General features: G+C 42.6%; 10 protein-coding genes and 1 pseudogene. 5 read left to right on the forward strand and 6 right to left on the reverse strand.

The features are described 5' to 3' along the window. Window positions 1–80: 80 nt before the first annotated feature. The 6 genes from JXR92_RS05365 to JXR92_RS05390 all read right to left on the reverse strand — a co-directional run bounded on the left by JXR92_RS05365 (window position 81) and on the right by JXR92_RS05390 (window position 6,917). Window positions 81–1,484 (reverse strand): mobilization protein, encoded by a 1,404-nt coding sequence (locus tag JXR92_RS05365; protein ID WP_119961715.1) that lies wholly within the window; start codon window positions 1,482–1,484, stop codon window positions 81–83. 281 nt (window positions 1,485–1,765) lie between these two features. Further along, window positions 1,766–2,722, reverse strand: coding sequence for a toprim domain-containing protein (locus JXR92_RS05370; protein WP_119961714.1), 957 nt, complete (start codon window positions 2,720–2,722; stop codon window positions 1,766–1,768). A 232-nt stretch (window positions 2,723–2,954) separates the two neighbouring features. Next, window positions 2,955–4,145 carry a primase-helicase family protein gene (locus JXR92_RS05375; RefSeq protein ID WP_130069692.1) on the reverse strand — a complete coding sequence of 397 codons (1,191 nt, stop codon included), beginning with the start codon at window positions 4,143–4,145 and terminating at the stop codon, window positions 2,955–2,957. Window positions 4,146–4,149: 4 nt separating this feature from the next. After that, window positions 4,150–4,464, reverse strand: a complete 315-nt coding sequence (locus tag JXR92_RS05380) for a helix-turn-helix transcriptional regulator (RefSeq protein WP_004291341.1) — start codon at window positions 4,462–4,464, stop codon at window positions 4,150–4,152. A 169-nt stretch (window positions 4,465–4,633) separates the two neighbouring features. Further along, window positions 4,634–5,575, reverse strand: a complete 942-nt coding sequence (locus tag JXR92_RS05385; protein WP_173022413.1) for a DUF6043 family protein — start codon at window positions 5,573–5,575, stop codon at window positions 4,634–4,636. 7 nt (window positions 5,576–5,582) lie between these two features. Continuing rightward, complete coding sequence (locus tag JXR92_RS05390) at window positions 5,583–6,917, reverse strand: site-specific integrase (RefSeq protein WP_130069693.1); 1,335 nt, start codon at window positions 6,915–6,917, stop codon at window positions 5,583–5,585. Window positions 6,918–7,366: 449 nt separating this feature from the next. Here JXR92_RS05390 and JXR92_RS05395 point away from each other — a divergent pair, with 449 nt between their 5' ends. The 5 genes and pseudogenes from JXR92_RS05395 to JXR92_RS05415 all read left to right on the forward strand — a co-directional run bounded on the left by JXR92_RS05395 (window position 7,367) and on the right by JXR92_RS05415 (window position 12,467). Beyond that, window positions 7,367–8,275, forward strand: a complete 909-nt coding sequence (locus JXR92_RS05395) for a hypothetical protein (RefSeq protein ID WP_016660813.1) — start codon at window positions 7,367–7,369, stop codon at window positions 8,273–8,275. A 125-nt stretch (window positions 8,276–8,400) separates the two neighbouring features. Beyond that, window positions 8,401–8,688 (forward strand): helix-turn-helix domain-containing protein, encoded by a 288-nt coding sequence (locus tag JXR92_RS05400; RefSeq protein ID WP_016660812.1) that lies wholly within the window; start codon window positions 8,401–8,403, stop codon window positions 8,686–8,688. Window positions 8,689–8,693: 5 nt separating this feature from the next. After that, window positions 8,694–9,767 (forward strand): AAA family ATPase, encoded by a 1,074-nt coding sequence (locus JXR92_RS05405; protein WP_138345675.1) that lies wholly within the window; start codon window positions 8,694–8,696, stop codon window positions 9,765–9,767. Between the two features lie 161 nt (window positions 9,768–9,928). Continuing rightward, window positions 9,929–10,102 (forward strand): annotated as a pseudogene (locus tag JXR92_RS05410) (CHC2 zinc finger domain-containing protein); the annotation flags it as partial. A 556-nt stretch (window positions 10,103–10,658) separates the two neighbouring features. After that, window positions 10,659–12,467, forward strand: a complete 1,809-nt coding sequence (locus JXR92_RS05415; protein ID WP_004308094.1) for a reverse transcriptase/maturase family protein — start codon at window positions 10,659–10,661, stop codon at window positions 12,465–12,467. Window positions 12,468–12,485: the final 18 nt, after the last annotated feature.

The following is a 12,485-nucleotide window of genomic DNA, read 5'->3' on the forward strand; positions in this document are numbered from 1 at the left end:
TTTCTTATTCTTGGATAGATGATTCTATCCAAATGTAAAATTAGTCATTTAATCGAGATTTTGTTTTATGTTGAACGAATTTATAATTTGAATCCTCTGTTTTTTTGTTCTCTCTGCACCGAGTTACGCAGATTCTGCTGTAACTTCTCCCATTGCTCCTTGAACCATTCGCCTATCGGCTGCCTGTTTATGGTCAGTACCAATTTATTTTCATCAACCGGACTTTTCTCCACCTTGAAAATGTCATTCTTTATTTCAAATTTTCGTCTATGTTCTTCGGAGTAAAGTTTTCCGCTGCATCTGATAGCTTCCCTTTTGGTCAAAAGACTGTTTACCATATCTTTGGTAAATCCGATGGCATAGCACAGTCTTTCCATTCTCAACATTTCTTTGAGTAATGGGAACCAGTTGAACGCTTTTTCAAGAATGGTATTCAATCGTGATATTTCCTTGTCTTTGGCTTCAAGTTCTTGATTATGTATTCCTTGTATGTTACGAATCTGCTTACTATGCTGTTCCTGCATTTGTTGCATCTTGGCTTTTAATTCATCAATGCCCTTGTCACGTTTGGCAATTTCATGACGTAAATTCTCGTTAGATTGTTCCAAATCTTTCAATTTACCGCTGCCGAAAAGAGAACCGACACCGCTTGCTATGGCTGTGGCTGCATCAGTGGCTACACTTTTGAGTTTGTCGGTGCGTATCTCTGCTTTTACCTGTTTGAGTTCCTGCTCGGCAAGACTTACCTGTTGCTCCTTGTGTCGCTTGGTTTCCTCTATACGTTGCAGTTCGGCTTTCTGTTTCTCAATGATAAAGTCGTTTCGCTCCAAATGCTCCTTACCTGTGACAGCCTTTGACTGCCCACGTTCCATTAGGAGAATATCGGAAGCCAAGGTCTGCATGGTTGCCATATCTTCGTCATTGAGCTTTCGGCTCTTTCCGGTTTCATGGTTCATCCAGTCGAATACGACATGAGCATGATAATTTGGTTTGAACCATCTGTTACCGACTTGGAAGCTCTCTTTGTCTTCCGCTTTCGGCTGACCGTTCAGCCAATGCCCTTCGTCTTTGTGCAGGAAAATTTGTAGCGGAGTGATGCCCCAGCGTCTTTGACACTCTTCACCGAATTTGCGTACATCAGTTAGTGTGGTGTCCGGTCTGATGAGCAATACTCCTTCACGGATGGGTGAACATCCCGCCACCTTGATAATCTTTCCATTCTTTCCCTTACGTTCCCTTTCCTTTTCCTGCATGGCACGTCCGGTCTTTTCCTTGACCATTTGCTTGATATTGTTATAATGAGTTCGCAGTTCGGGAGTGCCGAAGTCGGGATTTATCCACTGTTCGTTATCGGTGGAAAGTTCGGGAACGACATAGATTCTGGACTCTCCGATATTGCGCATGTATTCGGCAGTCCTTCGGTTGTGCGCCTCGCTCGATGCGATTCTGCAAGGTTTGATATGTATGCTTGATTTTGTTGCCATAGCTTCTTTTCTTTGTTTGCAATTGATTATTCTGCTCGCTTTCGCAGAGGGGTTATTTTATGAATCTCGGCTGCATTCGGCATAGGTCAAGCAAGCTTGCCTCTGCTCTCATTTGCACGAGATTTCTTAGGGGTAACCCATAAGCGGAGATTGCAAAGAGAGGGTCACTCTTTGCTCGGGGTTCTCAGGGGTGAAACGTCCTGAGTGGGTCATTAGGGCAAAGCCCTAATCCCCTCGGGAGAGCCCACAACTACGAAAGCGGAGCGTGTAGTTATAGTGGGCTATAACCGAAAGCCGTTTTTCTTTTTCGGTGACTGGCTGCTCACTTCTTTGACGGATTGGAGCTGCCCTTTTTTCTCAGCCTGTTTCTGTAAGTATTCGTTCAAGTCCTTGCATCCGCTGTAAGTCTGTGAAGCGTCACGGATGTATCGGTCTCTGCCGTATTCCTTGCGGATTTGTTGGAGGGCTTCCATGCCTGCATGGTCGTTATCAAAAAAACAGTGGATGCGTTCGTAGCTGCCCAACGGATAGAGAGCTTTATTCACGTTCGATACGGAATTTAATACGATATAGTCCTGTCCGTCCAATTCCGGATAATTTGGGCAGTTCTCCTGTCTCAATGTCAGAAAGGAGAGGTAGTCCATAAATCCCTCGAACACATAACAGGTATTCCTCGCTTTCCCAGACTGTCTGATGTGGGAGATTTCCTTTGGAGCGATGCAGCCCTTGAAATAGCGGTTGCGAACCTCAAACCCACTCGAAGCATTGGGAAAGGCGATGGCAAAGTACCGCTTGCCGTTGTGGGTGAAACGGGCTTCACTACATTCTCTTTTCGCCAGTTCTATGTTAATTCCTCTACCTTGTAAGTAGGCAAGCAGGGCAGGAGATGACAACGGAAGAATCTCCAACTGTTGGAAGCTCGGCTCGGAAGAGTTTTGCTTTCCAAAAGAGAAAGATACCGGGCGCACGTGCGGCGTCTGCTCCGCTATCCGTTTCAAAATGTAAGGTACATGGTCGGTAGCATACAGATGTGCAGCCAGTGCAATGATGTTTCCGCCCTTTCCCAAACCGAAGTCATACCATTGTTCACGTTCGGTATTCACTTTGAACGATGCTTCACTCTCTTCCCGAAATGGGGATTTGTACCAAAGGTTGATACCTTGTTGTTTTACTGGTGAATAACCCAAGCTGTGCAGGTAGTCGGCTATTCGTATGCTCTTAGCTTCTTCTATTGTCATTTTCTTACGGATTTGTTGGTGAATGAAAAAATGATGATTTGATGAATTTGAAATGTAACACGTTGTTAAACAGAACTGTATCGGTTCATCTTTTTCTCATCAGATTGCTTGCCAAAAGAGAAATGATGTTTTCTTTTTTCATCAGCAATCGTTGTTGATGAGTGTTTGATGAATACATATCTATCTGTAAGGCAATATGTTACTTTCCTTATTCATCATTTCATCAAAATAATTAGATAGCGGTCAGTTGTTCTTTCGTTACCGTATAAAACCGACCAGTTTTCCTTTTCGGCTCATAGTGGCACTCACGATGGGGTGCGAACTCATAAGCGGTGTAGGATAGCGAATTGTGTGCGGAAGTAAGTTTCCATACTTCCTGCACAACTTTCCTCACTTGATACTTTTCAACCTTGACCTGTGAATAGAGTAGCAAGGTTACAAGGTCGTTCAGGCAGAATGATACGCTTTCCACGTTCATGTTCGACATGATGTCAAGCAACAACTCGGTCATTTCTATTTCCAGTCGGTTGCGGTTGCTTCGGATTATTTTCTGCAAGGCTGCGGTATGTGTCAGTCTTGGGTTGAACCACATACGGCTTTCCTGTGTTGTGGATAGTTCCCTTTGGGTCAGGAAATAAAGAAATGCGGGTATTTCCGCTTTTAGCTTTTGCAGAAAGTTGGTATCATCACTCTGCAACGGCATTATCTTCCGCACCCAGTAGCGTGTTTCTCCTGCGTCTATGAGTATGGGCAGATATTCGTTGTTGGAACATAGCACGAACTTGGCAAAGAAAGCAATCTCCGTTCGGTCTTTGCCTTTGGCTTCCACCTTGTAGGTGAAAGTGGTGCTCAGGTTTTTCAACCGTTCGCTGTCTTCCCTGCGGTTGAGCAAAACTTCGTCCACAACGATTAGCAGCTTTCCTGCCCAGTCAGAATTGAACTGGCTGCGGAAATCCTCGTTGGTGTTGAAAGTCACATTATTCTCAAACACGGCTTTCAGAAAGTTCAAGAACGTGCTTTTGCCTGTGTTGCGTTCTTCTGAAACAAGCAGGACAATGGGTAGCTTCTGTGTCGGCTGTAGATACAGAAGTTGCATATAATCCATGCCCAGCTCGTATTGCTCTCCGAAGATGTGCCGCATCAAGGATTGGATGTGGGAGAAGTCCCCCTGCTGCGGTTTATGCTCTATCGGCTCGTAAAGGTTCAGAAACCCCTCAATCTCCTTTTGGTAGTTCAGATGATTGGGAACAGTGCAAAAGCCGTCATACTTGGGGACGGTGGCAAGATAATTCTTTCCATAGTCCTGCCGTAATGTGCTGTTGTTCCATACGACACGTTTCTTCTCATAACCGCCATTGGCGCATGGCTGATTGACTACCTTGTACAAAGTTGTTCCTACGCGTATATATTCTTCCTCCTTCATAGGCTTAGATTAAAGGGTTGTGTTCACCTAAGATTCTCTGAATGTCGGATTGTCGGTATCTGACCTTGTTTCCAACCTTTACAGGCTTCAGATAGTTTTTCTTAGACCAGTGCCAGAGTGTGGTATCACAAACACCGCACATCTTTTTCACTTCCTCTTTGGTTAGATACTTCTCCTTTCTTGCTTCCGCAATGGCGGTAGAAAGTTCATGTTTCGCACGGCTGATTAACTGGTTGGAGAATAATAGCAAATCTTCTCCTGTTACTTCCAACTTGATGTTGCCGTTTCCGTTTTGAATAATTGCCAATATGTCTGTCATAGGCTTCTTGAAACTGCCGGTTGTAAGACTTCCCGTTTCGGCAGTATTATAAACGAAAAGCCACTACCCCGATTAGGATAGTGGCGCAAATATATAATGAAAATCAATCGTAAAACAATGATATTCAATTCGTTAAATTCGTAAAAACGAAAAGCGAATTAAACGAACTTCAATTGGATAGATAGGCTTTCAATTCCTCGATGGCTTCATGGTCTTCACCAATGTCTTTTACCAGTTTCTTGCTGTTTCCAAGTGGTGAAATGAGATTTCTGTATGCTTTCTGAATGCCTCTTTCGTGGACGATTTCTTGTTCATTGAATTGCTCGTGCAGTGCGTTTCTGAAAGTCTTGATGGGGCACTTCCGCATGAAGCGGTATTCCACCAGTGCGATAAACAGCCGTGCTATATCTGTTTCCGTAGCATGGGTTTTCAATCGTGTGCCAATTCTTTCAATCAGTATGTCATGCCTTTCTATCAGAAGTTCTGGCAACGTGCGTGTGTCGGCTTTGCGTCCTGCGGTCTTTGGCTGTTCTTCCTGCAACATATCTGTTTCTTCCTCGTCCATGTCTTCATCTTCTTCTATTGCCCATTCCACAAGAGTATTTTCCTCAATGGCTTTCTGTTGCTTCCTGAACACTTGCCAGTCCTCTTTGGTTCTCATGCCATTGGCGATGCTTTTTCTGATAATGAACTTGACCATGCCGGAAACAAGCCATTTGTATAAGGTGGGAATATCCTTTCTTTTGGTCAGTTCCTCACCCTGTTCCACCATGCATTCATAGCTTCGTCCGTAATAGAGCCATGCAAGCATGGCAGGAACAATGCTTCTCTTGTTCGGGGTATGAAACTCATTCACTATCTTCTCGGCAAGGTCTGATTGTAAAAGGACATTTTCCAGTTCCTCGAAATCAGGGTTTCTATCATCGCCTATTCTCTTGCGTGCTGCTTCTTTATATTTCGGAACAAGCCTTACAGCCGTATTGAAAATATTGAAGAACCCTTTGAACTTCTTGTCGTTCATTTCTTCTACGAAATCGGCATATTCATCCGGATGGCTGTCGAGCCATTCCTTTATCAGTCTTTTGAAATTGTCATATTCTTGTTGTCCCATACAAGTATCAGTCTAATAGTTTTACAAGGTCTTTTTTCATTTCCTCGTCAATATCCCTGTATCGTCTGAAAGCTTTGCTTCCCTCCTTGTGTCCCGACAGTGCGGAAACAAGGTTCGGGTCTTTCACTTTTTTATAGATATTGCCGATAAACGTACGTCTTGCCAGATGGCTGCTTGCCACTTCATAAATAGGTCGTTTGATTTCGTTGTGCGTCAATGGGTCTAAGATTGTTACGATGCGGTCAACTCCAGCCAACTTGAATATCTTTTTTATGGCGTCATTGTACTTTTGCTCGGATATGAACGGCAACAGTTTCCCATCATATTCTTTGTAGCGTTCAAGGATTTCTTTCGCTTTGCCGTTAAGTGGAACACGTACCGTAACCGGATTCCCCTCTTTGGTTTTCTTGGGAATATATTCTATGGCTTCATTGACCACATTTAGTTTGGTCATTCGGTACAGGTCGCTCACCCTGCATCCTATCAGTGTCTGAAATATGAATATATCTCTCTGTATTGCCAGTTGTGGGGTGGCTGAAAGGTCAGCATTAAAAATCCTGTCCCTTTCTTCGAGTGTTATATAATAAGGTGTGCCATATGTACACTCCTCTATCGGGAATTTGTCGAAAGGTCTGTTTGTGGTACGCTTGTTATCGAAGCACCACAAGAAGAATGTGCGTATTCTTGAAAAACAGTCTATCAGCGTGTTCTTGCTTCTAGGCTGTGGTGTCCTCTTTTCGGGAATGGCTTCATAAATGCTCGGGTAAAGTTCATAGTACTGGTATTCGTTCTGAAAGAAGTCCCACATATCCCGAAGCGTGTCAGGTGTTACCAAATCCACGTCAAGGATAAAGCCCTTTTGTCCTCTCTTTGTTGTTCTTACATATAGTTCATAACGTGCTAAAGCACGTTGTACTACTCGAAAGTTCTTGATGCGAACTTCTGATAATTTATGCTTGACAAGAAATTCAGCAAACAAATCCAGCAAGGTGGGTTTGGTTTCCGCTGCAATCTCTTCTTCTGTTTTATATCTGTTTGGATGATGATATTTGTCTATGAGTGTGCTTAGCCATTCGCTGTCAGCTTCCGGTGTATACTCTTGACTTATCAGGTTGATGATGTTCTGTACTTCGTTGTTCAGTGCCAGCTTCTTCTCTTCATGAACAAGGGCTACTCTGTCTTTATAACCTTGCTTCTCGCTACTCCAGTGATTTGGGTTAATTGTCAGCTCACTGGCAGCTTTAATGTCCTTTTTACCATCTCTTAATCGGAAATAGATTGTAGCTACACTATTGGTGTCGTTTTTACTTGCGGATTTTCGGATAAAGGCTGTTGCTTTCATAATCGGGATTTTTAGTAACGGTACAAATATATAAATTGTTCCCAAATTGTTCCCAATCATCCCGAATTTATTTCAATCCGATTAAATAGAATTAACTATGTGCGCGTTTGTAATATATTGAATATTAGTATATAATGCTTTATTTTTCTTCAATTTTCTATTTAATAGGATTGTTCCCAATTTATATATTTCAAATGCGGGTCTGGGTACTAATAAATCCTGATAATTGACTGATTATCAGGGTTTTTCCTTTCTGTAAGGCGTACTAAATGTGTACTGAGCGACAAAAACAAGAATAGAGTGTACTTTTGTGGTTTTCATCCTTTCATCTTTATGATTTCTTAACTCTTATGCATTCTTTTCTGTCTTATTCTTGCTGATGTTTTCTCGGAAAATGCGATTTCCACCTTATATTTGTATCTGAGAACAAATTTATATAAGGTACAGTTATGGAAAATCATATAGAAACCAATTTCAGAGAGATACAGAAGATATTAGATAGTTGCGTATCGCATGGCTATAAAACTAAGGTTGATGCACTATTTTTAAAGCGTGAATATCTGACACAGGCTCAGCTAAAGGATTATTTGCGACAGGAAATTTTCCGTGTTACCGAAAATATAGTAGCCATTCAGCAAAAATACCGTGTCGTGCGTGACATTGTACAGGATATGGATGTTCCCGATTTTTTGTGGGAAAGCGGTTATTTTGAGGACTTGAACTCTAATGAGAGGAAAAAGTACATCGCTTTCCGCTGTTCTGATTTTGATATGGACGCATATTTGCATGAACCGTCTTGCTATGATGAAAGACTTCCCTATTTTTCCATCATTGTTAGCCTTGTGGTACTTTCCAAGTATTTGTACTTTCTGCAAGAACAGGAAAGCAAATACTATACAGATTCTATTGCCCCCCAAGAACAAGCCTTGCCAAAAGAAAAAGATGAAAGTGTAGAAACCACTCCAGCCAAGATTGTGGGTAAAAGCAATCCCTTCAAATCCACTTTGAAAGCCAATGAAATCAAACTTCTGACTGAATGTGTGAACGAAGCGAATATGTTTACTACTACTGTCAGCACCAAAATACTTACCGATTTTTTTAATTGTAAGTTGGACGGTGTATTGAAAGTTAATAATACCCGTCTGTTGGCTTACCTAATGATGCAACTCAGCTGTTATAACTACATCGTTTATGAGTGGCAGTCAGTTATAGCAAACAACAAGTTGATATTGAAGAAGATAAAAGGAGAACCGCTTACACGTACTGACTTGTCGAGTGCGACAGACCAGGCGAAGAACATCTATCCGAAAGGATATGAAATCATAGACAAATACATCAAACAACTGCAAAAAGGTTGAGCATAGATTGAACGCTCAAACAAAGGTCAATTAGACTTCATTTTCAACCTCTTAACTTTGCCCCCGTTAACACAAAAGACGAGGGTGCGCACCTTCATATTGTTTCACCTAAATTCCCAAACGATATGGAAAAAGACTTGGAGTTAAGAGTTTCCGAACTCGAAAAGATGTTGTTCCTTTCAAAGAACGTGCTTAGCTTCGATGAAGCGAGCAGGTTCTTGAACCTTTCTAAAAGTTACCTGTACAAGCTGACTTCGGGTAACTTGATACCCCATTACAAGCCGCAGGGCAAAATGCTTTATTTTGAAAAAACTGAACTGGAAGCATGGTTGCGTCAGAACCCGGTGAAGACGCAGGCGCAGATAGAGCAGGAAGCGCAGAAGTATATCCTTAACCGTCCTCTAAAGAAATAATGGCTATGGAAAACAAGAAGAAAGAGGAAATCGGACAAGGCACAGCCATGACGAAAGAAGATTTTGCAGCCCTTTGGAAAACCATTCGTCTAAAGGTGACGGACACTTATGAAGTACCGCCCGAAATTCTTTGGGTGAACGGTTCTACTATCGGCACATTGGGCAATTTCAGCGCATCCACAGGCAAAGCCAAGAGCAAAAAGACATTCAACATTTCCGCCATTGTTGCGGCTGCATTGAAGAATGACGAGGTTCTAAAGTATTCGGCATATCTGCCACCGAACAAGCGCAAAATTCTCTATGTTGATACCGAGCAGAGCAAGTACCATTGCCATAAGGTCATGGAACGCATTTTGCGCCTTGCCGGACTGCCGACCGATAAGGATGTGGATGATTTTGTTTTCATTGTGTTAAGGGAGCAGACCCCCGACAAACGTAAGCAGATAATTGGCTATATGTTGGAGAATATGCCCGATGTGGGGTTGCTCATCATTGACGGAATCCGTGATTTGATGTACGACATCAACAGTCCGAGCGAATCGACCGACCTAATCAACCTTTTGATGCGCTGGTCAAGTGGGTATAACCTGCATATTCACACCGTACTGCATTTGAACAAGGGGGATGATAACACAAGAGGACATATTGGTACAGAGCTGAACAACAAAGCTGAAACCGTCCTGCAAATCACGAAAAGCACGCAGGACGGCAATATAAGCGAAGTAAAGGCGATGCATATACGTGACCGTGAGTTTGACCCGTTCGCATTTCGCATCAATGACAACGCTTTGCCCGAAGTCATGGACGGTTATGTATTCCAACAACCCAAGCAAGACAGGAACTTTCCGCTTACAGAGCTGACGGAACAGCAGCACCGGGAAGCATTGGAGAACGGTTTCGGCAAGCAGGTTGTACAAGGCTATTTCAATGTGATAGCGGCATTGAAACAAGGTTACGCAAGTATAGGTTACGAGCGTGGACGCAATGTCCTTGTGTCGCTTAACAAGTTCCTTGTGAACAAGCGCATGATTGTGAAAGAGGGTAAGGGCTATCGCTACAATCCCGATTTTCATTATTAAAAGTCGGTTTGGTTTAGTCCGGGTGTATATATAAGCGGAACGGACTGTCTGTTTCCCGGTATCGACAGCAGGCAGGTTTAGTATGGTACGGGTATATATGACGGACTAAACAGGACTGGCGCACTTTTCAACGATTTTTTAATCCCCAAAAAGAAAATATTATGAACATCGAAGATGTGAAACAAATATCCATTGCAGATTATCTGCATAGTTTAGGTTATTCGCCCGTCAAGCGGCAGGGTAACGGTTTATGGTACAAATCACCGTTAAGAGAGGAACACGAAGCGTCCTTTAAGGTGAATACAGACCGCAATCTTTGGTATGATTTTGATGCGCCCATATAGGCTACACAATAAATATCTCTATGGCAAGAGATTAGGTTAGAGTTCAACAGACCTATCCTCAACGACTTAGCTGGAGGAGAAATCCAAAGGTGACAAAAGCATGTCGGTAAAGTCATTAGTCAGCTAAATACCAAGCTGCGACTGCATGGCGAGAGGAAAAGACAGACACAAGGATGAAGCCTGATTGGTTGAACGATAGTTCTGCTGCACACGTACCAGCCCCGACGAAAGGTATTTGATTCACGTCGGGCTGAAGCACCCCATGTAAACCGAAATTACAATGGAGCAGGAGCTGGCTTCAGAGCAACCACAATAAGTGGAATAGGAACGTAAGTCGCATCCGACAGTCTGCCGAGCCAAACAGTTATTGTGAAAGCAAATGGGGATTCCCTAAATCAGAATGCCGTAAGGCTATGGGCATAGGACCCTGAATATCTGACATGGGAACGGAGCTTCCGTAGTAGTCCGAGCAAGGGAAAGCCTTGTACATGGCGAAGGGAAGCAGTTAGATAACTTAATACAAATAATGGAAAATGTGTGAGACATTATGAGAAGTCCTGAGCAAGTATTAAAAGCTTTAAACAAGCATGGTAAAGTTTCGGATTACAAGTTCGAAAGGCTGTACCGTATCTTATTCAATGAGGAGATGTTTCATGTTGCTTACCAGCGTATTTACGCCAAACCAGGCAATATGACACCCGGTACGGATGGGAAAACCATCAATCGGATGAGTCTTCAAAGAATAAACAAAGTCATTGCATCTTTGAGAGATGAGTCTTACAAGCCTAATCCGGCAAAAAGGATATACATACCCAAGAAAAACGGTAAGAAAAGACCGCTTGGAATTCCTTCCTTTGAGGACAAACTTGTACAGGAGGTGGTGCGCATGATTCTTGAAGCCGTCTATGAAGAGGTGTTTGCAAACACCTCACATGGATTCAGACCAAACAGAAGCTGCCATACCGCATTGACCCATATCCAAAAGACATTTACAGGTACAAAATGGTTTGTGGAAGGAGACATTAAAGGATTCTTCGACAACATAGACCACAATGTATTGATTGCAACTTTGCGGAAACGGATTGCCGATGATAGATTTCTAAGGCTTATCCGCAAGTTGTTGAATGCGGGATATATTGAAGACTGGAAGTTTCATAATACAAACAAGGGAACTCCACAAGGCGGTAATATCAGTCCTATACTGGCAAACATTTATCTTGATAATTTTGACAAGTATATGGAAGAATACGCCCTACGCTTCAATAAGGGAAAAGAAAGACACATCACCAAAGAATACAAGCAACTTAGCGATAAGATGCAACGCATCCTTAAAAGCATCAAGAACATACAGGATGCAGATGTCAGATTACAGCTTAGGGATGAGTATGAGAAACTGAGACGTGAAAGGCAAAAGATTGAGAGCAGAGACAGTATGGATGAAACATACAGAAGGCTTCGATACGTAAGATACGCAGATGATTTCCTCATTGGTGTTATCGGAAGCAAGGCAGAGTGCGTTAAAATCAAGTCGGACATTACCAAGTATATGGAAGAAAACCTCAAGCTGGAACTGTCACAGGAAAAGACATTGATAACAAACGCACAAAAGCCCGCGAAATTTCTTGGCTTCGATGTTTCAGTCCGTAAGTCTGATGCTATCAAGCGGGACAAGAACAATGTGCCAGCCCGTTATTACAACGGTAAGATAGTCCTAAAGGTCGCCATAGAAACGGTGCGGAACAAACTGGAAGAATACAGCGCCATCAGATACAAGGTAGAAAATGGCCGACAAGTTTGGTTTGCAAAGTTCAGAGGCAATCTTATGAAGAAGAAAATCGAGGACATAGTGGCGGCATATAACTCTGAAATCAGAGGGTTCTACAACTACTACTGCATTGCCAACAACGTGGCATACGCGCTCTCAAAGTTTGGATACATCATGGAGTACAGTATGTACCATACCATTGCAGGAAAAACCAATAGCACTGTAAGCAAAGTCATTGACAAATATAAGGTTGGGAATGACATTATAGTGCCATATCAGGATGCAAAAGGTAAATTACGGTACAGGAAATTCTATAATGAGGGATTCAAACGTAAACCACCAATGTACTATACGGAGGTAAACGACTTATCCTACACAATCGCAATTCCACAGCCGACACTTACTGAGCGATTGGATGCGAGAACATGTGAATTATGTGGAAAAGTCGGACCTGTAGTCATGCGTCATGTCAGAAAGCTAAATCAGCTTAAAGGAAAAACTGAATGTGACAGGCTGATGCTTGAAAAGCATAGGAAGACATTGGTTGTCTGTGAAAAGTGTTATGCCAAAATACACAGCCATGCTAAATAAAGTCATGTTATCAACGGA

Origin of the sequence: Bacteroides parvus, assembly GCF_017309675.2 — a bacterium.
Classification (GTDB): Bacteria; Bacteroidota; Bacteroidia; order Bacteroidales; family Bacteroidaceae; genus Bacteroides; species Bacteroides uniformis.